The organism is Erysipelotrichaceae bacterium 66202529, assembly GCA_017161075.1.
Taxonomy (GTDB): domain Bacteria; phylum Bacillota_I; class Bacilli_A; order Erysipelotrichales; family Erysipelotrichaceae; genus Clostridium_AQ.
In genome coordinates, this window is record CP046174.1 from 1,682,459 (window position 1) to 1,707,643 (window position 25,185).

General features: G+C 42.5%; 26 protein-coding genes, 1 tRNA gene and 1 pseudogene. 20 read left to right on the forward strand and 8 right to left on the reverse strand.

Annotation, left to right across the window (positions count from 1 at the left end):
* Positions 1 to 11 precede the first annotated feature (11 nt).
* From GKZ87_07905 to GKZ87_07915, 3 genes are all read right to left on the reverse strand, one after another.
* On the reverse strand, positions 12 to 476 hold the full coding sequence (locus tag GKZ87_07905; GenBank protein QSI27915.1) for a DUF1307 domain-containing protein: 465 nt from the start codon (positions 474 to 476) through the stop codon (positions 12 to 14).
* A 61-nt stretch (positions 477 to 537) separates the two neighbouring features.
* Positions 538 to 981 carry a DUF1307 domain-containing protein gene (locus tag GKZ87_07910; protein QSI25409.1) on the reverse strand — a complete coding sequence of 148 codons (444 nt, stop codon included), beginning with the start codon at positions 979 to 981 and terminating at the stop codon, positions 538 to 540.
* Positions 982 to 1,141: 160 nt separating this feature from the next.
* Entirely contained in the window at positions 1,142 to 2,389 is a 1,248-nt protein-coding gene (locus GKZ87_07915; GenBank protein ID QSI25410.1) for a hypothetical protein, read from the reverse strand.
* A gap of 150 nt (positions 2,390 to 2,539) precedes the next feature.
* Between GKZ87_07915 and rimO the strand changes: the two genes are divergently transcribed.
* From rimO to GKZ87_07940, 5 genes are all read left to right on the forward strand, one after another.
* Positions 2,540 to 3,841: a 30S ribosomal protein S12 methylthiotransferase RimO gene (rimO, locus tag GKZ87_07920; GenBank protein ID QSI25411.1), complete on the forward strand. Its 1,302-nt coding sequence runs from the start codon at positions 2,540 to 2,542 to the stop codon at positions 3,839 to 3,841.
* On the forward strand, positions 3,835 to 4,311 hold the full coding sequence (locus tag GKZ87_07925; protein QSI25412.1) for a DNA-deoxyinosine glycosylase: 477 nt from the start codon (positions 3,835 to 3,837) through the stop codon (positions 4,309 to 4,311). Before rimO ends, GKZ87_07925 begins: the two co-directional genes overlap by 7 nt.
* A 213-nt stretch (positions 4,312 to 4,524) precedes the next feature.
* Positions 4,525 to 5,028 (forward strand): GNAT family N-acetyltransferase, encoded by a 504-nt coding sequence (locus GKZ87_07930; protein ID QSI25413.1) that lies wholly within the window; start codon positions 4,525 to 4,527, stop codon positions 5,026 to 5,028.
* Positions 5,029 to 5,560: 532 nt separating this feature from the next.
* Positions 5,561 to 7,501, forward strand: coding sequence for an EAL domain-containing protein (locus GKZ87_07935; protein QSI25414.1), 1,941 nt, complete (start codon positions 5,561 to 5,563; stop codon positions 7,499 to 7,501).
* Positions 7,502 to 7,575: 74 nt separating this feature from the next.
* Entirely contained in the window at positions 7,576 to 8,466 is an 891-nt protein-coding gene (locus GKZ87_07940) for an endolysin (protein ID QSI25415.1), read from the forward strand.
* A 516-nt stretch (positions 8,467 to 8,982) separates the two neighbouring features.
* Here GKZ87_07940 and GKZ87_07945 read toward each other — a convergent pair.
* Entirely contained in the window at positions 8,983 to 9,513 is a 531-nt protein-coding gene (locus GKZ87_07945; GenBank protein ID QSI25416.1) for a TetR/AcrR family transcriptional regulator, read from the reverse strand.
* Positions 9,514 to 9,641: 128 nt separating this feature from the next.
* On the opposite strand from GKZ87_07945, the gene GKZ87_07950 reads away from it, so the two are divergent.
* The 6 genes and pseudogenes from GKZ87_07950 (at position 9,642) to GKZ87_07975 (ending at position 13,901) form a co-directional block, all read left to right on the forward strand.
* On the forward strand, positions 9,642 to 10,013 hold the full coding sequence (locus GKZ87_07950) for a hypothetical protein (protein QSI25417.1): 372 nt from the start codon (positions 9,642 to 9,644) through the stop codon (positions 10,011 to 10,013).
* An 8-nt stretch (positions 10,014 to 10,021) separates the two neighbouring features.
* Positions 10,022 to 11,038 carry a zinc-binding dehydrogenase gene (locus tag GKZ87_07955; GenBank protein ID QSI27916.1) on the forward strand — a complete coding sequence of 339 codons (1,017 nt, stop codon included), beginning with the start codon at positions 10,022 to 10,024 and terminating at the stop codon, positions 11,036 to 11,038.
* A complete protein-coding gene (locus GKZ87_07960) occupies positions 11,035 to 11,748 on the forward strand; it encodes a hypothetical protein (protein QSI25418.1) in 714 nt (237 codons plus the stop codon). The genes GKZ87_07955 and GKZ87_07960 overlap by 4 nt, the downstream gene beginning before the upstream one ends.
* Positions 11,712 to 11,915 carry a hypothetical protein gene (locus tag GKZ87_07965; protein ID QSI25419.1) on the forward strand — a complete coding sequence of 68 codons (204 nt, stop codon included), beginning with the start codon at positions 11,712 to 11,714 and terminating at the stop codon, positions 11,913 to 11,915. The genes GKZ87_07960 and GKZ87_07965 overlap by 37 nt, the downstream gene beginning before the upstream one ends.
* A 411-nt stretch (positions 11,916 to 12,326) precedes the next feature.
* Positions 12,327 to 13,586: a transposase gene (locus tag GKZ87_07970; GenBank protein QSI25420.1), complete on the forward strand. Its 1,260-nt coding sequence runs from the start codon at positions 12,327 to 12,329 to the stop codon at positions 13,584 to 13,586.
* 6 nt (positions 13,587 to 13,592) lie between these two features.
* Positions 13,593 to 13,901: pseudogene (locus GKZ87_07975) on the forward strand (IS1182 family transposase).
* Positions 13,902 to 14,083: 182 nt separating this feature from the next.
* Here the strand turns inward: GKZ87_07975 and GKZ87_07980 are convergent.
* Together GKZ87_07980 and GKZ87_07985 are read right to left on the reverse strand one after the other, a co-directional pair.
* A tRNA-Lys gene (locus GKZ87_07980) sits at positions 14,084 to 14,159 on the reverse strand.
* Between the two features lie 171 nt (positions 14,160 to 14,330).
* Positions 14,331 to 14,711 (reverse strand): sporulation protein Spo0A, encoded by a 381-nt coding sequence (locus tag GKZ87_07985; protein ID QSI25421.1) that lies wholly within the window; start codon positions 14,709 to 14,711, stop codon positions 14,331 to 14,333.
* 423 nt (positions 14,712 to 15,134) lie between these two features.
* On the opposite strand from GKZ87_07985, the gene GKZ87_07990 reads away from it, so the two are divergent.
* From GKZ87_07990 to GKZ87_08015, 6 genes are all read left to right on the forward strand, one after another.
* On the forward strand, positions 15,135 to 16,283 hold the full coding sequence (locus tag GKZ87_07990; protein ID QSI25422.1) for a pyridine nucleotide-disulfide oxidoreductase: 1,149 nt from the start codon (positions 15,135 to 15,137) through the stop codon (positions 16,281 to 16,283).
* 179 nt (positions 16,284 to 16,462) lie between these two features.
* Positions 16,463 to 17,023, forward strand: a complete 561-nt coding sequence (locus tag GKZ87_07995; protein QSI25423.1) for a translation initiation factor IF-3 — start codon at positions 16,463 to 16,465, stop codon at positions 17,021 to 17,023.
* Positions 17,024 to 17,048: 25 nt separating this feature from the next.
* Positions 17,049 to 17,243: a 50S ribosomal protein L35 gene (gene rpmI / locus GKZ87_08000; GenBank protein QSI25424.1), complete on the forward strand. Its 195-nt coding sequence runs from the start codon at positions 17,049 to 17,051 to the stop codon at positions 17,241 to 17,243.
* Between the two features lie 17 nt (positions 17,244 to 17,260).
* On the forward strand, positions 17,261 to 17,623 hold the full coding sequence (gene rplT, locus GKZ87_08005) for a 50S ribosomal protein L20 (GenBank protein ID QSI25425.1): 363 nt from the start codon (positions 17,261 to 17,263) through the stop codon (positions 17,621 to 17,623).
* A gap of 13 nt (positions 17,624 to 17,636) precedes the next feature.
* Positions 17,637 to 18,074, forward strand: a complete 438-nt coding sequence (locus tag GKZ87_08010; protein QSI25426.1) for a MarR family transcriptional regulator — start codon at positions 17,637 to 17,639, stop codon at positions 18,072 to 18,074.
* Positions 18,075 to 18,165: 91 nt separating this feature from the next.
* Positions 18,166 to 19,473, forward strand: coding sequence for a patatin-like phospholipase family protein (locus GKZ87_08015; GenBank protein ID QSI25427.1), 1,308 nt, complete (start codon positions 18,166 to 18,168; stop codon positions 19,471 to 19,473).
* Positions 19,474 to 19,487: 14 nt separating this feature from the next.
* On the opposite strand, the gene GKZ87_08020 is transcribed toward GKZ87_08015, so the two are convergent.
* Positions 19,488 to 20,810, reverse strand: coding sequence for a tagatose-bisphosphate aldolase (locus tag GKZ87_08020; protein QSI25428.1), 1,323 nt, complete (start codon positions 20,808 to 20,810; stop codon positions 19,488 to 19,490).
* A 298-nt stretch (positions 20,811 to 21,108) separates the two neighbouring features.
* Between GKZ87_08020 and GKZ87_08025 the strand changes: the two genes are divergently transcribed.
* Positions 21,109 to 22,428, forward strand: coding sequence for a diguanylate cyclase (locus GKZ87_08025; protein ID QSI25429.1), 1,320 nt, complete (start codon positions 21,109 to 21,111; stop codon positions 22,426 to 22,428).
* Here the strand turns inward: GKZ87_08025 and GKZ87_08030 are convergent, their stop codons facing one another.
* Complete coding sequence (locus GKZ87_08030) at positions 22,429 to 23,310, reverse strand: RluA family pseudouridine synthase (GenBank protein QSI25430.1); 882 nt, start codon at positions 23,308 to 23,310, stop codon at positions 22,429 to 22,431.
* 152 nt (positions 23,311 to 23,462) lie between these two features.
* Between GKZ87_08030 and GKZ87_08035 the strand changes: the two genes are divergently transcribed.
* Together GKZ87_08035 and GKZ87_08040 are read left to right on the forward strand one after the other, a co-directional pair.
* Positions 23,463 to 23,843, forward strand: a complete 381-nt coding sequence (locus GKZ87_08035) for a desulfoferrodoxin (protein QSI25431.1) — start codon at positions 23,463 to 23,465, stop codon at positions 23,841 to 23,843.
* 454 nt (positions 23,844 to 24,297) lie between these two features.
* On the forward strand, positions 24,298 to 25,074 hold the full coding sequence (locus GKZ87_08040) for a DeoR family transcriptional regulator (GenBank protein QSI25432.1): 777 nt from the start codon (positions 24,298 to 24,300) through the stop codon (positions 25,072 to 25,074).
* Positions 25,075 to 25,185 lie beyond the last annotated feature (111 nt).

Genomic DNA, 25,185 nt, shown 5'->3' on the forward strand with positions numbered 1-25,185 from the left:
AGTGTTAATGATTACTTTTTACAGGTCAATCCGCTTTTTTCGATGTTTTCCTTTGTCTTTTCCAGATCCATTACCATTTTCTTACCGCTCAGTGTCTGGTTGGTAAAGGTACCGTAATCCTTTGGATTGATTTCTGTAATATCGAATACGATATTTTCGGTGATTGAGAATTTATCCTTATCCTCTTTTAAACTGTAGCTCATTCCCTCTACGCCCTTAGCCTTGCTTTCCAGAGAAGCAGCGCGCAGGGTTGGCAGCATTGCCTCATAGGTTTTCTTATCCGGTGCAACGATTACTGTTTTCTGATCCTGCTTCGTGATATTGTCACCCTGGTAATCAAATTTAATCGTCTGTGTAATCGTGGAACCATTGGACTTCTGTTCAGCTGTACAGGTCATTGTTTTGGTTTCTTCTTTTCCGCTGGAGCAGCCTGCCAGAATGACAGCTGCAAATGCGGCACATAATACTTTCTTCATCATTGGTGTCCTTTCTACTTCTAATTAGGAAAAACTCAGAGCAGAATTCTGAGTTTCAGGATTATTTACAGGTAGCTCCGCTTTCTTTTGCTTCTTCCAGCGTTTTCTTCAGGCTAGCCTCTCCTCCGAAGCCAAGCTTCTTCAGTGTGGAAGCATCTCCCTCTTTCATGTCAACGTCAACCGTTGCGATGATGTTTTTGTCCTTGAATTCCGCACTGACATTAACACCCTTTCCTTCTTCGATTCCCAGCTGATTGAATACAGCAGTTTCTAACTGCTTTTTCTGATCATCTGTCAGCTTTGTATCGTCTCCAAGACCTGCGGATGAAAGATCCATTGTAACCTTTACAGAGGTTTTGGTAATGGAATCATCCTCAGCAGTAAAGGTTGCGTCCATCTTGAATCCGCTCTGTTCCATAGAACATGTTTTTGTTTCTGTTTTTGCTCCGCCGGAGCAGCCTGCCAGTACAAGTACGGCAAATGCAGCACATAGTAATTTTTTCATATTGTCCTCCCTTTTTATGAATTGATTGCACAGGATGTTTGCCTCCTGTATGTAGAAATTATATCATGAAATAAAGGAGAAAAAATAACAAATATTGAAATTTGGAAAAAATATGTGAAATTTGTCAGATATCCGTATGTGAAAACGTTAATTTCTGATTTCAGTTCATATGAAGGCGTTTTTTCAGGTGATAATGCTTTGTCTGCCGAATGAGCTGTTCCATCTGCTGCTGGGCTGGTTCCCAAAGCAGACGGTCTTCATTGCTGATTACCGGCAGTACGTGCTTTAAAAAATATTCCTCCTGTTTAAATACATCCTCCTGTGTCACCTTATACCGGTAGTATTCATGATAGGTGAGAACGTGCTGGGGGAAGCGCTTTGGATAACGCGGCTTTCTTAATATTTCAGGTGGATATGGCCGGTTCAGCTTTTCGCACAGGATGCAGGCCATCAGTGCCGCAGGCAGGTAATGGTAATCATCCCTCGTGGCGAGCTCACAGAAATAATCACAAGCTTTTTCATATTGTCCTATTTCATAATACAGCATACCGCACTGATAAAGACTTTGCAGATACTTGTTGGGATGCAGCTGCTCACGATGCTGGCGGACAACGGCAAACAGCTTTTCCACATATTCATTATCGTATGCTTCCTTCTGTACATCCACATACAGCAGAACTATGGCGTCATAGACATCCAGCAGACGGTTGTAGTTGCCTTGCTTCAGAAATTGCTGCTCCAGATACAGGGAATCCCTAAAGCAGTCCAAGAACCGCTTTTCATAATAAGCCTGATAGCTCCGGTTAAGGATATTCAGCAAGGAGGTACTGTCACCCATCTGCAGACGGTGAAATACACTGCTGCATTTTTTAGTGTCACGATACCGGTGTACGGTATAGGTATACAGCATATCCTTGATGATTTCCTGTATGGAGGGATCAAAGACGGCATACAGCTCCATATATTTTTGATACTGCTCCTCGCTCATGTCACTGCAATTCTCATAATAGGAGATCATGAGCTGCAGCAGCTCCCGGTATTCCCTCGCAAATATATCTGTTTTCTCTGACAGAAGCTGTAAAAGTGCTTCACACTGCTTTGCCAGTGCCTGCAGCTCATAGCGCGTTACCAGCTCCAGCAGCTGTTGGAAGGTACGCCTGCACGGCTGCCACCAGGAGGCGGGAAGGGTGAGCTCCGCATGAATCTGTACCAGCAGATAATGATAGATGGAATTGCTTTTGATAATTTTGCAATTTTCTATTTTACTATAGGTATCGGCAGAACAGATGGTCGCTCCATTATAGGTGATGAAGTCGCGCTGATTCAGATTTGCCTTCTTGCGATAATATTTTAATAAAAGAGACAGCTTTCTCTTTGTTTCATCATCGATTTCAACTCGTCCGTACATACGTTACCTCCCTGTGATATTCTGAACATAATTATAGCAGAGAACGCGAAGAATTTATATGATTCCTGCATGACTATAACAAAATTTTACATAATTTGCGGCTTTCATGAATGTTATCTTCATGGTATAGTAATAATTGAGGTGTTTTATATGAAAATTGGGTTTATATCACTGGGCTGCAGTAAGAATCTGGTAGACAGTGAAAAAATGATGGGTATGATCAAAAGCGGCGGGCATGAGCTCGTTCAAAATGCGGCTGAGGCTGAAGCTATTATTATCAATACGTGCGGTTTTATCAATTCCGCAAAGGAGGAAGCCATCCAGACGATTTTTCAGATGGCGGAGTATAAAAAACACAGGTGCAGAAGGCTGATCGTTGTCGGCTGTCTTGCACAGCGTTATAAGGAGCAGCTGGAACAGGATATACCGGAAATCGATGCGGTTATCAGTATTCGGGAATATCCGCAGCTTCATGAGATTTTACAGCAGCTGCTGGATGGTCATGATTTGGTCAGCTATGATAAATGCGAACGCAAGGTGTCCAGCAAGCCGTGGACGGCTTATTTGAAAATCGCCGAGGGCTGCAGCAATCACTGTACCTATTGTGCGATACCCTTGATTCGAGGGGATAATGTTTCCTTTCCAATCGAACAGCTGGTGAAGGAAGCCACAAAGCTGGCACAGCGCGGTGTAAAGGAGCTGGTCGTGATTGCACAGGATACAACAAAGTACGGTGTGGATTTATATGGCAGACGTGCACTGCTGGATCTGCTGAAGGAGCTGCATGCGATCGAGGACTTTCACTGGATCCGGATTCTGTACATGTATCCGGATGAAATCGATACAGAGCTAATTGAGGGGATGGCGCAGCTGCCAAAGGTGTTACCGTATTTTGATATTCCGATGCAGCATGCATCCAACCGGATGCTGCAGCTGATGAATCGCAGAGGCAGTAAGGAAGAGGTCTTGACTCTGGTACAGAAGATTCGTGCAACCTTCGCGTATCCAACGCTTCGTACTACCTTTATTGTGGGCTTTCCAACGGAGCAGGATGCGGATTTTGAAGAGCTTATGCAGTTTGTGGAGGATATACACTGGGATCGCATGGGAGCCTTTACGTATTCCCCTGAAGAAGATACACCTGCATATACGATGGATGGGGCTGTCGATGAGGAAGTCAAGGAGGCACGCCTTGCCCGTCTGATGAAGCGCCAGGAGGAAATATCACTGGAAAATCAGAAAAAAATGGTTGGTGAGGTCATCGAGGTTCTGGTAGAGGATCAGGAAGGTCTCAGCGGCATTTACCGCGGCCGTGGCATCAGCTCGGCACCGGATGAGGTGGACGGTATCGTTATGTTTAAGAGTGATCGGTTTATCGAGTTTGGAAGCTTCGTTAAGGTGCGTATCACGGAAGCACTTCCGCATGATTTCAAGGGAGTGGAAGTGTGCTAAAGGGATTTGATCCGATAATTCCCTCCGCACCTAAGGTTATGATTCTAGGGTCTATGCCAAGTGTCGCATCCCTTGAAAAGCAGGAATATTATGGCTTTGCACATAACCGGTTTTGGAAAATCATGCATACTGTTTTTGATATGCCAATCAACAGCTATGAGCAGAAAAAGGAAATTTTGTACAAGCATCAGATTTTGCTGTGGGATGTGATCGGGGAATGTGAACGGGAAGGCAGTCTTGATAGTGCAATCCGTAAGGAAAAGGTCAATGACCTGACACAGCTAATACATACCTATCCGACATTACGCAAAGTGATCTGTAACGGCCGAAAGGCACATGCGTTGTATTGTAAGCATTTTGCGGATATCACGCTTCCCTGTGTATATCTGCCAAGCACGAGCAATGCGAACCGCAGTCTTCGCGAGGATGCTTTATTTGAACAATGGAGGCAGGAGCTGCAGGGGCTTTGATATACAGGGGATGGCAAAGAAGCAGGTATCTTTCACATATCGCAGTGAATCAAGGATACTGTGGAAATCATCAGCCTCAGCTGTAAAAGCGTATAGCAAGACCCGGTAATTTGCGATTTGCAGGGGGGCTGGCCCTGTCTTTCTGTTTGGAAAAATCATTTACAAAGCCTCTGCCTTGCTCTATAATGATAAAAAAACAAGGGAGGAATGTATATGGACCTGCGTATTTGCAGCAGTGATGAGGACATCCGTGCACTTGCTACACTGGCATCGGAAATATGGCATGAATATTTTGTATCTATTATCACTGAAGAACAGATTGATTATATGGTTGAGAAATTTCAAAGCTATCCTGCATTGAAAAAAGCAATCGAGGAGGAGCACTATACGTATTTTCTGGCATATAGCGAGGGAGTGCTGATTGGATTCTGTGGTGTAAAGCCGGAAAAGGACCGCTTATTTCTGAGCAAGCTGTATTTGCATAAGAATGCAAGAGGGAAGGGACTGTCCAGCATCCTGTTGAAGCAGGCGATTACCTTTGCGAAGGAGCAGGGCAAACAGGCAGTGTATTTGACCTGTAATAAGTTTAACCAGCACAGTCTGGATGTGTACCGTGCAAAGGGGTTTCGGGATATCGATTCTGTCCAGACGGATATCGGACATGGCTTCATCATGGACGATTATATACTGCAGCTGGATCTGCATGATGAAACATAGAAAAAGCCGAGGCCTTCGGTTTTTTTATTATTGAAGGTCTTGTTTATATGATTGATACGTTACATATACAGTCACTATACAAAGCCGCTTCTAAATGGGAGAAAGAGAACCGGTAGCCGGATAACAGAGGGGACATCTTGATATAGTGTCTTTATTCATCTGTTTTTGATATGAAAGAAATAAAAGCAGATGCAGGATAAGTATGGATACCTGTTACCATATCGCATTGTTTACCTTTCTATATAAAGCTTTTTTAGCATGACTGCATATCCGGCCCGCTGCGTATCATTCCATAAACCGTCATTCCATGGGATAGGGCAATACTATTAAGAGCATCATTATCCCTAATCAGCATTCCCCTGATGAAAGGGATAAAAAACAGCTAGTATGACGGTATTGTATGTGTTTTCAGAGCTGATTTTTCTATATGTCAGGAAATTATTACAGACAGTAAGGAATCTTTTATCTTTTTCCTGAATTGATATACCATTGTGACAGATATGTGATACAATATCTCCATAGGTGATAATTTATGGAATGGGATATCTCGGCAGAGTGCGTATCAATCATCATGTTAAACATCATCATGGTATATTCATGGAAGGGAAATCTGCTTCCCTCCAGAAAAAACCAGGCCTTTCGTGCCTGTCTTTTAATAACCTATCTTTCAATACTGACGAATATTTTATCGACATTGCTGCTTACGCGGCTTTCAGCTACAACCTATCTGATCAATCAGCTGCTGCTGCATCTCAACTATATCTTCACACCGCTCATGGGAATGGTGTACTATATTTATACACTGACTATCGTGTTTGAACAGGATGCGAAAAGTCTGAAAAAGCATGTATTGCTCGCCAGCATTCCAGCGCTGCTTTACCTGGCCTGTCTGTTTTCCAATCCGTTAACACATCTGTTGTTTTCCCTTGATCCGGTATTCGGCTATCAACGCGGAGCATGGGTCATTCTTACATACGCAGTCTTTTATATTTATGTTCTGTTTTCTGTGTTTTTCACAATATCCAAGCGTCGTAATATTGATTCAGCAGTCTTCATCATTCTGAACTTTTTTCCTGTTCTTTCCGCTGTGGTAATTTTGTTTCAGCTCCTTTATCCCAGCTATATTCTCACCGGAACAGCAGCTACCAGCGCCTTGCTTATCATTTATCTGTATTTGCAAAACAAGCAGTTGTTCACAGACCCATTAACCGGTATTTTAAACCGTCAGGAATTTAATCATCTGCTGGAAATCCGTATGAAAGACAGCGATCCGTATTCCATTATCGTTTTATCTCTGAAAGGATTTCGGTTTATCAATGATCATTTTTCACAAAGGGCAGGGGATATGCTGTTAATTCGTATTTGTGAATATCTTGAAAAGCAGATGCCGGCGGCCCGGATATTCCGCTTTAGCGGGGATGAATTTGCTATTGTATGCAGGGATGAGCAGATATGCCTGCATTATCACAAGCAGCTGATGGAACGTATGCAGCACTCCTGGTCTGTAGAGAATTTTGATTTTCAGATACGGTATGGAATCGGAATCCTGCATGTTAAGGAGCATAACCGCGGTAAGGATGAAATTATCAAGGGGCTGGAATATGCGCTCAGACAGGCAAAACGCGCTGAGGAGAATACGACATGCTTTTGTACTACGGCAATGATGGAGCGGCTTTACCGCAATGAGCAGATTTTAGAGCTATTGCGCCGCTGTATCCGTGAGGACAGCTTTGTTGTTTATTATCAGCCGATCTATGATATGGAAGAACAGGCTTATACGAAGGCAGAGGCATTGCTGCGTTTGCCGCCGCATGAGCTCGGTCAGCTGCGTCCGGATGAATTTATTCCCTTGGCTGAGGAAAACGGTCTGATTACAGAGATTACCTATCAGGTGCTTCACAAGACCTGTCTGTTTCTGCAACAGCTGCAGCAAAGTGGTATACCGATGAAGGGCATCAGCGTGAATTTTTCAGCAGTCATGTTTTTACAGCAGGATTTGGCAAATACGATTCTCAGCATCATTGCGGAATACGGTATTCCTGCAAAGCTGCTGCAAATTGAGCTGACCGAGAGTATGCTCGCAAGAGATCCCCATATGATTACCGCCTTCATGCAGCGTATGAAGCAAGAGGGAATTGAGTTTCTCCTGGATGATTTTGGTACTGGGTATTCCAATATATCCAATGTGCTGAGTCTGCCGGTACAGACGATTAAAATTGATAAAAGTCTGCTGTGGCAAGCGATGGTATCTCAGGAGGGGGCAATCGTTCTGCACAAAATGTGCGAGGCTTTTCATGAGGTTCACCAGCAGCTGCTGGTTGAGGGTGTGGAAAATGAAGAGCAGGTTGCGTTTGTGAAAGCATGCGGCTGCCGGTATATACAGGGATACTATTATGCTCCTCCCTTACCGCAGGAACGTGCACGCATGATTCTGGGGCAGTGTGATCACGATATCAGGATGTCAGAGGTATGACATCCTTTCTTTTTGGCGAACGCCTGTACAGAAGGAAAATGGATGCGTAGTATGTAAGGAAAGGAGGTGTGTGTATGCGCAGACTGGGCATTGATGTATCAGAACACAATGGCGTGCTGGATTGGGATGCAATAAAAAAAGGCGGTATCGAATTTGCTATTATCCGTTCCAGCTGGGGTCATTTTGTGGAAGATAAGCAGTTTCGAAGAAATGTGCGGGAATGCGACCGTGTGAAGCTGCCGTATGGCTTATATCATTATTCCTATGTTGCCAATGATACGCAAATGAAGGAAGAAGCATCCGGCTTTATCCGATTATGTAAATCCTGTAAGCCAAGCTATCCATGCTATATTGATATGGAGGATGCAGACGGCTGGAAACGGCGCAATGGTGTCAGTGATGCAATGAATGTGGAGACCTGCTATTACACCTGCAGAGAATTGGAAAAGGCAGGCTTTTATGCCGGCATCTATGCAAATCTGGATTGGCTGACACATCATATAAATTCATCACGACTGGATCGCTTTGATAAATGGGTTGCACAATGGGCAAGTGTGAATACCTACAACAAGCCGTATGGTATGTGGCAGTTTACCAGTGATGGCTCTATTTCCGGTTATCGTGGCAGAATGGATCTGGACTATGCTTATAAGGACTATCCTGCCATCATGAAGAAAAAGGGATTAAACGGTTTTGGAAAAGAGAGCAGCAAGCCGAAACCGGATCCAAAGCCAACGCCATCGAACAATCCGAAGTATAAGGTGGGAACACCGGTTACCTATACCGGCTTATGGACACAGGCAAACGGAGGAAACTGGTATCCGAGAAGACTTCTGGCGGTAAAGGAAGGTGTCATTACCAAGGTTTTAAAGGGTGCAGAGCATCCGTATCTGATCAACCATGGCACCGGATGGACGAATGATAAGGCAATTGATGATGAACCAACACGGCCAAGCGGGTACTGATTCATATGTAAAAGCTGAAAGAAAAAAAGGAAGCCAGACCTTATGAATTGGCTTACCTATACACAGTGCTAAACACCGGCCTTATGAAATGTTACAATATTCTGGTGTAATAAGGATGATGAAATGATTTATGATAAAGGGCATATCCGTAGATATGCCTTTCCTGTGTTAGTCTCATAAACGTATAACGTTATAGACTTTTCCTGTTTTCCAGCAGTCATGATATGACTATAAGGCACTTCGCTGAGTATCATCGTTGGCTGATATAAGAAACGATATACTTAAATCCCGTCGTAATTACATATCCACTTCTTCCTATTTGACTCATGAATGCTTAGTACTCTTGGCACAATGTCTTACCGTGCAATAGGATCTTTTTCAAGCGAAATTCTTCTCTGCTTTTCACGTATAAATTATGTAAACTATAGGAATACGTACAGGTTTTTGGCTGTTTCTGTTTGAGGGAAAGCTGCTGCATCAGAATAACGGATACTGGCTGCATCAACCTGCTTTACATTATATTGATATGCGTCCTCGGTATTCACTGCGGATAATCTCATCCATTTCCTCTGGCGTTTCTTTACATCCGCCTGCAAGCCATTTTTTCACAATCGCATTAAATCCACTTCTGAAAAATTCAATATGGTATTCGATATGCTGATCATTAAAATCCTGCTTTGCTTGATGAATGTCATAGCTTTTGAGCTTGAATTGATTATCATAGCCAAGCTTAAAGTATGTGCGGTAAAATAGCTGATGCTCCCTGATATGGCGAAACAGCTTCAGGTAATCATTGCTATTAAAGCTTTGTGTTCTTTCTGCTTCATAAAGCAAATTTACCTCTTTTTCCAGAGATTCTCTTATTTTGTCTGCCAGCTCGTAAATATCTGTATAATTCGCATAGAATGTGCTGCGGTTTAATTCACATCGCTTACAGATTTCTGAAACGGTGATCTCGTGTAGCTCCTTTGTTTGCAGTAATTCGATAAAGATCTTTTCTATGCGTTCGATGGATTCTCGACGGCGCCGGTTATTTTTTGTGTTCATGGGATCCCCCTTTTATTATTCCAACACATGTATGCAGATTGATGATTGTTTCTGCTATCTGCTTCCATTATACTAAACTTACAAAGAAGCAACAACGGTTGCTTTTGTAATTTACGGAGGTGTTTTTTATGAAAAAAAGTAATTTTATCGCGATGGTATTTGGAACAGTCAGCACTGTTTTGTTTGCTCTGGGTATGTGTATGGCTCTGATTGCCGAGTGGGATGCACTGCAGCCGGGAATTATATGCGGGCTTGCAGGACTTCTTCTAGGACTTGTCACACTTCTTATATGGCGCAAAATGGAGCATAAAGCTTTCCTTCATTGTTCTGGTAAAACAGTTCTTGCAATACTCATCGCTGCTGGAGGTGCTTTGGTATTGGGTGTTGGAATGTGCCTTAGTATGGTATGGGGTAAAATGGTTTTGGGCATTGGTATAGGTCTGCTCGGTATTGTTGTCCTGCTCCTATTGCTTCCTTTTACAAAGGGCATTAAAGAATGAGTGGTGATATGCGTTCAGCCATCTATATGGGGCAAAGACAAATAAAGGTGAAGAATACACCTATTCCTCATGTATCAGAGCATGATGTTCTCATTCAAAATATGTATTCGAGTATATGTGGAACAGATGTTGCGGTATATATGAGGGGCCCAGATACAGGTCATCGTATTGCCATTGGTAAAGAGTTCGGGCATGAAACAATTTCCCGTGTTGCGGCCGTTGGAAGTCAGGTATCGGATGTTCAAATCGGACAGCGTGTTTATCCCTATCCGCGCTTTGCAAAGGACGATACCAGCAGGGCGGGAACAATTGGAGGATTTTCAGAATATATTCTGATTCCCAACGCAAAATTAAACCATTCTCTTTATTTCGTACCGAATGAGATTGAAGATAAAACAGCCTGCCTGATTGAACCGTTTACCGTTGGCTGCCGCGCAGCACGGCGCAGTAGACCGCAAAAAGGGGATACCGCCGTTGTCTTTGGCGGTGGTACGATTGGAATTGCTGCTGCAATAGCTCTGAAATGGTTTGGAATCGAACATGTTATGGTTTGCGATCTATCCGATTTCCGTCTGAAGCTGATAGCGCAGATGGGGTTTGCAGTATGCAATATGGAACATGAGGATTTCGTCAAAAAGACCACTGTTTACTTTGGAGCAGTATCAAAGCGATCAAGCAAAAGCGCGAATATCGATATTTTTATTGATGCGGCAGGAAGTGAATCTATTCTTGATCTCTATATGGAAGTGGGAAAAATCGGAAGCCGTTTTGTATCTGTTGCGGTAAACGATGCCATCCGCAAATTGGATTTGCTCCATTTGACCCTTGCACAGAAAAGTATCATCGGTTCTGGTGGATATATGCCCCAGGATGTGTTCGATGTAATGTCAATTATGAAAAGCGGTAAATGGGAGATAGCATCCATCATCACACATGAATTTCCTCTATGTGAGATAGAAAAGGCAATACAAACGGCAGCTGATCCATTTCATTCTTTAAATGTCATCATCGATTTTGATGTATGATGGTTAAGCAAATCAAATTTAAAATCAGAGCTACAAAGATGGGAAAGCGAATTGTGAGCGACGAGCGCTACAGGATAGTAGCTGCCGCAGCTCTGGGGCTTTCTGTCAATTTGCTGTATGCTTTCTATCACGGAACACTTGGTATTGTTAACCGTTCACTATGGTTTATTACGATGTGTGCATATTATACCATTTTAAGTATTATGCGCTTTTCTGCCGTTTTATGTGAACGGAAAACAGGCTCTGCGGCTTCTTTTGCCACAGAATATTTTGTGATGAAGCTGTCCGGTATATTGCTTGCTGTATTGAGCTTTATTCTGACAGGTGTTATTTATCTCAGCCTGGCGGGGAATATTGTAGCAGTACATGATACTGTTACGATGATTACCATCGCCACGTATACGTTTTATAAACTAATAATGGCCATTCTACGCGCAGTCAGGCAGCGGAAAAATCCTTCTCCGCTTCTTGCGACGATTCGTAGTATAGGTTATGCAGATGCAGCCGTGTCTGTTTTGATTTTGCAACGGTCGATGCTTGCTTCTTTTGGAAGTATGAGTGATTCCAATGCGCATAGGATGAATATGTTAACCGGGGCTGTTATCTGTTTTTATGTATTTATGCTTGGTGTATTCATGACGATTAAGGGAATAAAAAGGAGCGGTGTTAAACTATGGCAAAATCAAAAATCATACAGGCAAATGAAATAATTGCCAGAAAGGTAGTTGGTGCATTTGGTAAAATCGAGAATACGGTTGTTGACAGGTATGCAAAAATAGAGAATGTTTTTATTGACCGTTATCTCACCAAAGATGGGGAAACCATCGAAGAAGCAAAAAATAGATTGCGGGGAGAACATAATCAGAAAAAGCTGTAAAGCTGTATCACAGTGTTGATTTTCTTATATCGGAAGCTGCGTTTTTAAAGGATTAAGCTTTCATTTCTTTTGATTCAGATAGGGTCAATTTGGCTATCCGGCTGTGTCCAAACAAATGAGATCCCTGCAGCATTGTGTAATGGTCATAATATCGTTATCTCTGTATTCAAAAACACAAACGGATAGTATAGAACCTTTGATATTTGAAAAAGAGAATATACATAAAGGCTTTCCTCCGTATCGAAGAAAGCCTTCTATTTTCTAGCTGTATAAAGCCTGTACATACTATGTACACCATATTCACATCAGGGAATTAAAAAAAGGGGCTGTAACGCATAAGAAAGCAGCCCATAAATAAAAACCAGAGAAATTCGTAATGAATAAGCTCTGGTTTTTTAGTATAATTAGGCTATGGAAAACACCACATTTTCAGAACCTAATTACGGTAATTATTATACCGCAGTTCAGTTGATGTTGCCAATGGATATTTCAAAGAAAATCAATGAAAATGATCCAGTAGTATCGTTTGCCGAGGCTATGAAAGGAATGAACCTACGTTCTTATGTGAAAAAAGAGGTGCACAGAGGCAATCAGGGCTATGATCCCTATATGATGCTTAATATCATGCTGTTTGCGGAAATGGAAGGCAAGCACAGTGACCTCCGCGAGATTGAAAAATTATGTAAAACAGATATCCGCTATATGTGGCTATCAAATGAACAGACGCCATCGCATATGGCATTCCAGCGCTTCGAACAGAGATACCTGAAGAAATCAATCAAGGGGATTTTCTTTGAAATTTCAGCACATATCGCAGATCTTATGGGAGTAGATAAATCAATACAGTATATCGATGGGTCAAAATTTGAAGCGAATGCATACAAAAATTCATTTGTTTATAAGACAAGAGTTGTAAATGCCAGAGAGCGATTATGGGAAGATATTACTGAAACAATAGTTCTCTTAAATCAGGAATTTGGCTTCTGCTTTTCCTATCAACACAAATACTGCAGCCAGGAGATTGGTTATATCTTGCAGTATCTTATGGAACTGATGGTAAGGAAAGAAGTGGAGATTGCCTATGGAAAAGGAAAAAGAAAGTCCACGTTTCAGAAATATTATGATAAAATACTCAAATATGCATTGAAACTGAAAGAATATGAGGAAAATCTATACATCTGTGGGGAGAGAAACAGTTATTCGAAAAGCGATCATGATGCAACAATGATGAACACCAAATATGATTATTACAACCAAACAGGTGTATGCAAGCCATGTTATAACGTTCAACACGCAGTAAGTAGTGGAATCGTAATGAATGTAGGAGTATTTCAGACACCGGGAGATATAAAGACATATATTCCGTTTCTTGAACAAAACAAAGAATATCATGGATATTATCCAAAATGGGCAATAACAGACGCAGGATATGGAAGCTATGATAATTACTTTTTCAATCTGGAAAATGGAATAGAACTGGGGATGAAATATAATTACTATGCAAAAAAGAACGACAGCGAATTCAAGAAAAGGCAGTATAATGCGATGAACTGGGAAAAGAATGAGGATGGATATAAGATATGTCCGGCAGGAAATACATTTAACATACTGCTAAATGAGAAATATGATGAAAGAGGAAGATACTTGAAAATAAGCCAGATATATGGCTGAGCAGGATGCGATGAATGCAAAAGGCGGGGTGACTGTACAAAATCAAGCAGAAGAACTATAACAGAGAATCCAATCAATGAAGAGTTTCAGAAAAAAGTAGATGAGAATCTAGGGACAGAAATGGGAAAAGAAATGAAAAAGCAAAGAAGTATTCAGGCAGAAGGAGTATTCGGAGTGATAAAGCAGGATCGCCTGTATACACGGATAAAACGAAGAGGCTTAGAAAATGTCGAGATGGAGATATTCAAAGTATATATAGGATATAACTTGATGAAGTATCACAGACATCGGCTTACGCAAAAATGTAAGGCATAAAATTTTCGTTAATAGGTGGGGATGAGTTTTTTTTGTACTCAAAAGCTCTCTACAATAGCATAGGAACATGTATTTTGTCCAGATGAGAGTGTACACTATTATAAGTGTATAAAAAAGGCTGTATTGCAATAGACTTGATCATAATGATCAAACTAATGCGTTACAGCCTCTGTTTCTTTACATGGTGACCCCTCAGGGAATCGAACCCTGGACCCACTGATTAAGAGTCAGTTGCTCTGCCAGCTGAGCTAAGGAGTCATTTGCAACTTGCTCAATTATAATAACAAATGAATCGCATAATTGCAATACCTAAATTAAAAAAATATGATATTTTTTTTAAAAAAGTGCTTCTTATGTAAAAAAAGCTGAAAAAGCGGGTGTTTTCCTGTATATACCGACAGAAGTGATGAGATTTCACAAAGCGTTCTCTTACTCTCTGCTCTTTATCTGTATATAATTCAGTGACATTTTTACGAAGTCACGCAGAGACGGCTGTTTATAATGCAGCGTATGTAGGATAAGCTGCTGCTTTTTGAAGTTACCAGCAAGGAACATGGTTGTAAGTGTATGCTTCAATTCTTCCTCCACATGATATATCGACGTCTTATATTGCTCTGCGATTGCCGCGTAGAAGTTTTCCATGCAGGCAGCGAGCAGTCTTGGCTGATCATGTGCAATCAGTAATGCAGTGTGCAGATAGCTGTAGCCTGTATGATGCGGAATCTCCAGTGTGTCAAGCAGAGCTGATATGTCCTTATCTATATTGGCATTCCCATTCATAAAATTATTCCTCCTGCAGCTATAGTACATGTTAAATTCATAGGAGCGAGTCTATTTATGTCGAAATTTAAAAAATGCAAAGGTAATGTGCCGAGAATATGATTTTTTCATTTTGTATGTGTAAAGCTAAAAGGATATTTACAAAATGTTTTGGCAGTATTCGACAAAAAACGAGGTGCGTGTGATTGATGTGTGATTATAATGGAGCCGTTGCCGCCCTTATAACATAGAAAAATACCTAGGCAGTATTCTGCGGCATGGTCACTAAAGAGTGGCCTTTTTTTATAAAGGGCTCATAAATGACTGCTTATATCGGTGTGGATACTCACAAAGGTGAACAATAAAAAAACAATTATGTGAAACTGACGGTATCTTAATTGGGAAGGTGGAAAGTAACTGGAATTTGTTATATAATGTTTACAAAATGGCAATGATAAAAGGAAGATGGTGTCTATGGTATTTCGAAGGAAGAAACAGAAAAATACAGCAGAGGAAGCTGTGGATTTCCATGCACTGGTACTGGAACAGCTGGAGCATCTGTGTGAGGATGGACAGATACTGGATGATGCCTTTGTGCTGGAAGCAGAGGATATTTATATTTATGCCGATGTGATCTCTGTTGAGCATAATGTTGCGCAGATTATTTTTCAGCTACACCATGAATGGCTGGATGATGCCATACTGGAATCCGTAGCGGCAAGCGGCACATGCATTCAGGAGGCGATTACGCTGGCGTGTGAGGATTTTTACCGTCATACACTGCGGCTGTATCAGCGGGCTCTGCGTGGAACAGGAGAGGAATCCGTGTTTGGCTTCACACAGCTCCGTCATTATTTTCAGGTCTATAAAAACGAAATCCACGGTATTGGAAAACGGGAAGGCCTGATGGAACAGGATTTTTGGGATATGCTGAAGCAGAAGCTGCTGCTTCGTCTGGGAAATAAAAAAGCATACTGGGTTAAGGTATTTACCTCAAAAAATCGCAGTAATGTGCTGTGTGAGGTACGGATCAACGGCGTAGAAGACAGTGAATTGAGTGAGTTGCTGCTGCCGTATGCGGAAAGCTGGGATTGTATTGGCAGCTATCATACAGAAAAACAAAATTTTCTGCTCATACAGGAGGAGCGCAGCTATGAGCCATCAGATTTTAGCAGGGAGGAAATCTGCCAGTATACGAAAAAGGCAATAAAATGGTATGAAAAATGTGATAGCAAGGAGGATCACCGCAAACTGCGCGAGCAGCTGATCCGTTTGTGCAAGGATGATTCTTTAGCATATGAGATTTTCTCCTTTGTGCCGGAGATTTATTGTAAATATGCGTATCCGAAGGTGGAATACGGAACGCGTCTATTTCTGATTCAAAAGGATCAGAAAACGCGGGAGCTGTATCAGAGTCAGCTGCAGTCGTTTTCCTATATAGAAGAAACCGTGATGAACCATTTAAAAAAAGACAATGTGAACCGCAGCATCCTGGAACGTGTGATCAGCTTCAGTGCGAATGCCCGTGCTATTCAAAAGGCGATAGAAAACGGAGATGCTGTGGATGAGCTTCTCATACCGGGAATCGGCTACTACGCAAGAGATGATTATATTATGCGTTAATTATCCTTGACGCGTGCCTGAATTCATGATATGATAACCAAGCAGAAAAGTTAGTGGAAAGTTAGAAGCACCCCTTCTCACCTGATGTCTGAAGGCATAGGTAAAAGCTACAGCATATCGAAAAGACGAAACAGTTGATGAGATATTTGAGCGGGTGCATATGAGTACCCGCTTTTCTTATGGCAACATTGGAGGTGTCTATTATAAACAAGAAAGTTATTCCTAACAACGTAAACGACGATCTGGTAAATGAAAAAATCCGTTTCAAGGAAGTCATGGTGATTGATGCCAATGGAGACAAGCTTGGAATCAAGATGCGTCGTGAGGCTCTGGAAATTGCATACAGACAGGAATTGGATCTGTTGTGTGTAGCTCCGAAAGGGCAACCGCCGGTATGTAAGGTGCTGGATTATGGCCGTTATCGTTTTGAACAGCAGAAAAAAGCGAAGGAAGCCAAAAAGAAACAGCATGTTACAGAAATCAAGCCGATTCGTCTGTCCCCGGTTATCGACAAGCATGATTTTGATACAAAAATGCGTCATGCACGTAAATGGATCGAGGATGGTATGAAGGTCAAGGTGGACATGCGCTTCAGAGGAAGACTGATTACGAGACTGGAAGTTGGAAAAAAGATTATGAATAGCTTCACAGAGGAAATCTCAGATATCGCGATTATTGAAAAGAGACCTATTCTGGAAGGTAACACGATGTCATGCGTTTTGGCACCGAAAAAGAAATAGAGATAAATTATAGGAGGTACTACTTATGCCAAAGATGAAATCACATAGAGGATTAGCAAAACGAGTAAAAGAAACTGGATCTGGAAAGCTGAAAAGAAGTCATGCTTATACTTCTCACCGTTTCCATGGTAAAACACAGAAACAGAAACGTCATTTAAGAAAATCCGGTACGGTACACAGTACAGACTTCAAGCGTATCAAGCAGATGTTAGTGAAATAATATAGGAGGAATATGAGATGGCAAGAGTAAAAGGTGGATATACAACACGTCAGAGAAGAAAAAAGGTTTTAAAATTAGCAAAAGGATACTATGGTGCTAAACACATTCTGTATAAGACTGCTCACGAGCAGGTAATGCACTCTTTCAAATATGCTTACAATGACCGTAAGGATTTAAAACGCAATATGCGTAAGCTGTGGATTGCACGTATCAATGCAGCTGCAAGAATGAATGAGATTTCTTATTCCAGACTGATGCACGGTCTGAAGCTGGCAAATGTTACGATCAATCGTAAAATGCTGAGTGAGATCGCTATTCACGATCCTAAGGGATTTACAAAAATCGTAGATACTGCAAAAGCAGCATTAGAAAAAGCTTAATTGAGGAAGCTTTATGGATGACACACGTCATACTTTGAATGAACTTCTGGTAGATCTGTTCAACTACATCCTGTTGATTGAGGAGAAGAATCTCCGCGATCAGGGTGTAAAGCTGTCCATGACGGAAGTACATATTCTGGAAGCAATCGAAAAGAGTGAATCCAATATGATGTCCGCGATTGCCAAGCGTTTGATGGTAACCCAGGGGACACTGACAGTTTCAACTTCCAAGCTTGTAAAAAAAGGATATGTAGAGCGTGTCAGGGATGAGCGGGATAAGAGAATCGTGCGTCTGAAGCTTACCGAAAGGGCTGAGAATATCCTGGAGATACATAATCGTTTCCATGAGGAGATGATTGAGCGTCTGTTGAATGAACTGGAGCTTGACAAGGAAGTGGAACTGATTCAGTCACTGCGCAATCTGATGGAATTCTTTAAAGGAAACTATTGACCTGTTCATATGAACAGGTTTTTTTCTGTATGGACACAGGCTGAACGTGCTATAATAGGAACAGAAAAAAAGGAAGAAGGGAGTGCAGGTTATGAAGCGGGCACTTGTTTTTGGCGGAGGTGGCAGTAAGGGCGCCTATGAGCTGGGGGTATGGAAGGCATTGGATGAGCTGGGACTGTCATTTGATATTGTTACAGGTACGAGTATTGGTGCCATGATTGGGGCTATGTATGTACAAAAGCAGTATGATCGCTGTCTGGAGCTGTGGGAGCAGCTTTCCGTGGAGGATATCATAGCAAACGGCGTCAATCTGGATATGGATATCGAGCTGCTGATGTCACAGAAGGGAAAGTATAAGACTCTGTTGAAAAGCTATGTGAAAAACAAGGGCGCAGATATCACTCCTTTTGTGAAGAAGCTGCGGACTTATTACGATGCAGAGCGGTTTTTTTCTTCCGATATCGAATATGCCTGTATGTGTGTGAATGTAACCAGAAAACAGCCGCAGCCTGTTTTTCGTAAGGATATGACACCGGATACAGCGCTGGAGTATATCATCGCCTCTGCTTCCTGCTTTCCGGCATTTCCCATGAAGGAAATCAATGGGGAGAAATTTGTGGATGGGGGATATTATGATAATGTCCCTGTAGAGCTTGCGAGAAGCATGGGTGCACAGGAAATTGTCGCAGTGGATCTCAAGGCTGTTGGTAAAAAGAAGCTGCATCATCCGCAGAAGGATTTGATTTATATCGAACCGCAGGTATCTCTTGGAAGCTTTCTGCTGTTTGATCAGGCTCGTATCCATCGCAATATGACGCTTGGCTATCAGGATACGCTGAAAAAATTCAGCCGTTGTCTGGGCAGTATCTATACCTTTTCGCTGCAGGATAAAGCACAGATTATTGATTTTGAGGATCAGATTCACAGACAGCTGGAACAGATTGATGATTTAGTGGATCGCCGGTTCATGAGCAGACTGGTAAAAAAGGTGTTTCATCACCAGATGATTGCGAGCTTTTCTCAGTTTCAGGAGTATGACTGGCCGTTTTTGCGGATGCTGGAGATGATTGCACAGGCTTTTCAGATCGAGGATAGCGGTATCTGGAAATTTTCAGAATTTGCCATGCTGGTGATGGATTGTGCAAATTTTTATGTGAGCATTGCGGAGCGTGCAGACCGTGATGCTTTGCATATAAAGGATGCGGTGACCTCACTGAAGGAACAAAGCAGTAAGGAGATTATCTGTTCTATTTTTTATTATATGCGCAAAGCAGATGCCGCAAGCCGCAGGGAGCTGGAAGCAATAGCAGTGGTTATGAACGATTCCTTTGTGATGGCGTATCTGCTGTTTGCCATGTCACAGCTATCCTGGCAGAAAAAAGGACTTTCACTGAGCTGAAAGTCCTTTGTTTTTTAGAATAATGTTTCCTGATGTGTTGCGTACAGGTATTCGTCAATAGTATTTACGATACGGTCTTTAATGAGTGCTTCTGGATCATTTTCCAGCTGTCCCTCGCGTACCTTTGTATACTGAATCGGCATGAATTGGGATAACACACTCAACGGAATACCGCTCTTGCGCAGATTGGCAATCATTTTATCCTTGGCAGCTGCCACCTTAGGGTTTGGCATATAGTAGCGGCTGCGATCGGAGAAGCTGTATTTACGCTTAAACCACAGGGCGTTATCATCACCGTGATAGTGCTTTTTCCAGTTCTTCGGATCTTCCATCATGGCTGCTTCCAGCACGTTGATGAAATCACTCAGCTCATCCTCTCTGCCGTGATAAACAGCTGCTTCGATGTTAGCAAGTGCAAACAGAGCCTCGCGCATACCATAGGTCAGTCCCGGGCCGACCTTTAAAATGCCGACACCGTCTTCAATCAGCTCACGCAGCTTGAATTTTGTCTGATAATCGGTAGAGTGACCTTCAAAAATAAGATTTGGATATTCCTTGATAGAAGTCATCAAATCAGCAGCCTTGCTGCGATCGTACTCCGTACAGCCATCATCCTTTTCCTCTACACCCGGCTGAACGACAACCCCCATGACATCCTTCCATGTATCCTTTAGACCTTCTGCCAGGAATGCTTCCTCAAAGGTTTTGACAGTAGCCTTGAAATCCTCGACACGTGTAACCTGCATGCCGGCACCCTCTTCCTGAGCGCCTCCTGGAATCGGAACCTCGCTGCCGACGATGTATACCGGACGTACGGCATCCGGATTGCTCTTTAACAGCTCCTGGTAGGTTTCCTCACAAATTCGTGCCAGGTGAGCACCACGCTTGGCAATCACCGCATCACTTAACCGTTCATTTGGATCATCGTCTGCTACCTTCATGCTGGTGTCGATATGAATTTTTGTAAAGCCGGCAGCGACATAGCAGCGGACAAGCTCTTCGGCTTTTTCCATCGCTTCCTTTTCCGGCAGCGAAGCGAATGTAAGAGGCCCTAAATGATCGCCTCCAAGGAAGATACGGCTTTCATCAACGCCGATCGCCTTTGCTTTCTCTAATACAAAATTACGGAAGTCCTTCGGTGTCATACCGGTATAACCGCCGTTCTGGTCAACCTGGTTGGCAGTTGCTTCAATCAATACGCAGGAATCATCGCGTTTGACACACTCCAGAGCTGCCTCGATTACATAATCGTTTGCACTGCAGCAGGAATAAATTCCAACCGGCTTTCCTTCTTTCTGTTTCACAACAATCTGTTTCAATGGATTTGCTTGTGGCATTTCAAAACCCTCCTTATATCTATCCAAATTATAGCACGAAATGATGGAAAGTAAACGGAAGTGAAACGGAATGCTAGTTTGTATAAAAGATTTGCACAAAAATACAAATAATCTTATATAATTATATAAAAGGACAAAAAGTAATACAGGAAAAGCTACCTGTGTTCTTTTATAAATAAAAAGAAAATACAAAGAAAAATTTCAAAATTGTTTATCGAAAAAGGGTGTTCTTTTGTGATGTCAGTGTGATATACTAGAGTGAGCGAAACAATCGTAAGAGGAAAGGTCGGTGGGGCTGATGCTTGACGAACATGAACGATTTCTTCTCCATCAAATTCGGATTCTGATAAAACAGCTGGAGGAACGGCAGGAAACGCCTGGATATGATCAAAGCGGTGAAAAAAGTGATGACAGATTTCAGATTTTGCTGAAGCTGTCCTGCAAAAATATATGGGATTTTGATCCGTTGACACAGATGGTGACGATTACCTGTCCTGACGGCAGTGTGATTGTGAATTCCTTTCGGATGCTTATGCAGGGAGTGAGTGCAATCGAGCAGAAGCAGATCAAGGAGGCGGTGCATCGCATATTGCAGGGAATCAGTGAGGAAGAATACTTTTCCTATGAACGTGTAAGCCGGCATGGCGGTGTGCGTCATTATGAGGTAGGAGCACACGTGTGCTGTATCAGCGGGAATCTGCATATCATTGGAGTTACCCAATCGATCCGTGCTATGGATGAGCGTATAGAGCGGGTTCTGCATGAGCAGCAGAAGTTTAGTCTTTTAATGAGTATGGCCAATATGTATATATGGGAATACGATGTTGTCAAAAAGGAGTTTTCGGCAAACCAGTCCTTATGCGACAAGCTGGGACTACAAATGCGTCCGTATACGGTGGAGCAGCTGAATGAGCTATTGCAGATACACCAGATGCCGGTATTGCTGGAACGCATTGAGCGAAAGTCATTGTCAGAGCATGCGGTGATCCATCTGAAAAATATTCAGACAAATTTTGATCTGATATTTGAAACGAATTTCAAGGGGCTGCTGGATAATAAGGGCAATATCAATGTGGTTCTGGGTACCATGAATGATATAACGGAAAAAGAGCTGTTGAAGACTAGTGCCAGCAGGGATCCGCTCATTGGCTGCTTTAACCGTCGCAGCGGGGATATGACGCTGGTAACCACCTTTCAGAAATTTCAGAAGGAAGAGGAGTTCTATACGATTATATTTTTCGATGTGGATGATTTCAAAAAGGTGAATGACCGTTATGGACACGATATGGGAGATTATGTACTACGGCATGTATGCGAGCAGATTGAAAAGGAAATCCGCAGCAGCGATATGCTGTTTCGCTGGGGCGGTGATGAATTTCTGCTGATCTGCAGCGGTATTTCCAAGGAGAACATCTATGCGTATATCGAGCGTCTGCGGCGTCTTATTGAAAAAACAGATTTTATCTTCGATGGAAATAAGGCACATGTAACGCTGTCGATTGGTGCAGCGTACTATTATAAGAGCGATCATGATTATCAGGACGCATTAAAAAGAGCCGACCGCAGTGTATATAAGGCAAAGCTGGCCGGACGCAATAAGGTTTGTATTTTGAAATAGCTACTCGAGAAGCCTTTTCATATCTTCCGGCAGCGGGCATTCAATGTTTAAAGTCGTGTGGGAAAGGGGATGCGGTATGTGAACGCGTGCGGCATGCAAAGCAAGGCGCGCACAGCGCGGATCGCGTTTCCCATATAAGGAATCACTCAGCAGGGGGTGCTGAAGGGATGCGAGATGCACACGAATCTGATGGGTACGCCCGGTATGCAGGCGGCAGCGAATCCAGGTGAAATCTGAAAAGCTCTGTTTTACGAAAACATCGGTTCTGGCTTCCTTGCCATTGTCACTCACACGCATCCTGCGCGCATCGTGTCGATCTCTGGCGATTCCCCGGGTGATGGTGTAGTGCTTCTGTGTGAAGCGACCGACGGCGAATGCTTCGTATTCCCGGTAAATCTGCTTGCTTTTCAGCATTTCATCAAGCATGGGTTGAAAAAAGGGAAGCTTACAGAAGATGAGCACACCGCTGGTTTCATAGTCGAGGCGGTGCAGCGGACGGACACAAGCATTGCTTCCTTCCGTGAGATAATGCGCCTTTACCATATTGCATACGGTATGCTCACTTTCTACACCGTCACTGTGAACCAACAGATTTGCCGGCTTGTTTACGATACAGAACAAGTCATCCTCATATAGGATTTCCACATGCTTATACCAGGGCTTCACCGTATCCTCTTCCGCTTGCAGGCTAATGCGTATGGTATCTTTCTCATGCAGTGTGTGGTTGCGGGAAATATGACGATTGTTCAGAAACACACGGCGTTCCTGATAATAAGCATAGCGCTTCTTTTTGGCGATATGGAAGTGTGTGAATAGCGCATCTGTATCCGCACACGGAATATCACGAATATACAGCTGATTGTTTTTTAGCTCAAGTTTCATAACGATACCTCATAAATTTTCGGTCAAATGAATAGAATTAACAATGTGGGTCATGCTATACTGGCATCGAGCCAGGGGAAACTGGTTGTAAAGGATGATCCATAGCAGCAATTGCTACTATGAAGATAACATAAAATAAGGAGGAAATAAACATGAAATTATTAAAATGCGCAGTATGCGGCAACATCGTCGAAATGATCGAGGACAAAGGAGTTCCTGTAATGTGCTGTGGAAAGCCGATGAATGAATTACAGGCAAATACAACAGATGGAGCATTGGAAAAGCATGTTCCGGTTGCTGAAATCGTAGACGGAAGCCTGCACGTAAAGGTTGGTTCCATGGAACACCCGATGCTGGCAGAGCATTATATCACAATGATTCTGGTAGAGGCCGGTGATATGGTTTACCGCAAAAATCTCAAGCCTGGAGAAAAACCGGAAGGAATCTTCCCGCTGGGTGATTTCAAAGGGAAAGTGCATGTTTACGAATACTGCAATCTGCACGGCTTATGGAAAACGGACATTGAGGCATAGTGAATTGCGATAAGAGAGGCACAGCTGTGCTTCTTTTTTTAGCTATCCTTGTCTGTGACCTTATATATTTTAAGTTTAGCTTCAACGGCAGATATTTTCATATTCTTTTTCACAAGATAAGGTTGCTCTTACAAAATCAGAAATAAATAAGAGATCTACAGGGGATATAGCGGAAGATGAAAAGACATTGCATAAGCAGATTCAGGAGAAATATAAGGATGAATTAAACTAATCGCTATAAAAGTAAAAAAGCAAAGGATAGAGAGATTCTTTGCTTTTTGATACGATGAAATGAATATTTTTTTATTTTGTAAGGTAGAATGACGTATGCAGAATTTTAGAGGCAAGCGCTCACTTTCCTAATGCAGTCTTTATTGATTTTTATAAATCTTTTATGAAATGTGAAGAAATCATAAGAAATATGATATACTGTTGAAAACAGGAGGTCGATTACATGTTTGTAGAAGAACGGCAGAACACAATCATGGAGGAGCTGCATGCCAATGGTAAGGTGAGGGTAAAGGATCTCAGTGAACGTTTTTCCGTCAGCGAGGATCTGATCCGTAAGGATCTCAGCGCTCTGGAGGCAAAGGGCTTGCTGAGGAAGGCATATGGCGGCGCTGTATTGATTCGTGAGAATATACATCGAAAGATCGCGGCACAACGCAAGGATGTAAACCAGGAGGAGAAGCTACATATCGCAAAAGCGGCTGTGGGACAGCTGCAGGAGGGTGATGTGGTGTTTCTGGACATTTCAACGGTCAATATCCGCATAGCGAGGGAGCTGGTGGAAAGCGGGAAGCAGGCAACCATCGTTACCAATATGCTGGAGGTTGTTTCCATTTTGGCAGACAGTGCGCTTCCTGTCATTTTTATCGGTGGCGAATTCGATTACGGACGGGACGGGTTTGTCGGGAGTCTGGCGATGGAGCAGATCATGAAATTTCGCTTTGATATCTCCTTTCTCGGCGTTGTCGGTATTGATGTGCACGATAACAGCGTCTATACATATATGGCAAATGATGGCGCCACCAAGCGTGCTATTCTGTCCAGCAGCAAGCAGGTATTTATGGTATGCGAGTCGGATAAATTTATGCAGATTGGAAATTATCGCTATGCAGGAGTGGATGAGTTTACCGGAATCATAACAGATGAAAAGCTGGATAAAGAGAATGAAAAGCTGTTGCGAAACCTGCAGCTCAAGGTACAGATTGCCAAATCGTCAGGATAAAGATGCCTGACTTTTTTATTCTTTTCTTTAAAACAATAAAAAATAATAACAAATAATAATAAAAGTGTTGACAACAGGAAAAAGCATATTATAATGAAACTGTAAACGGAG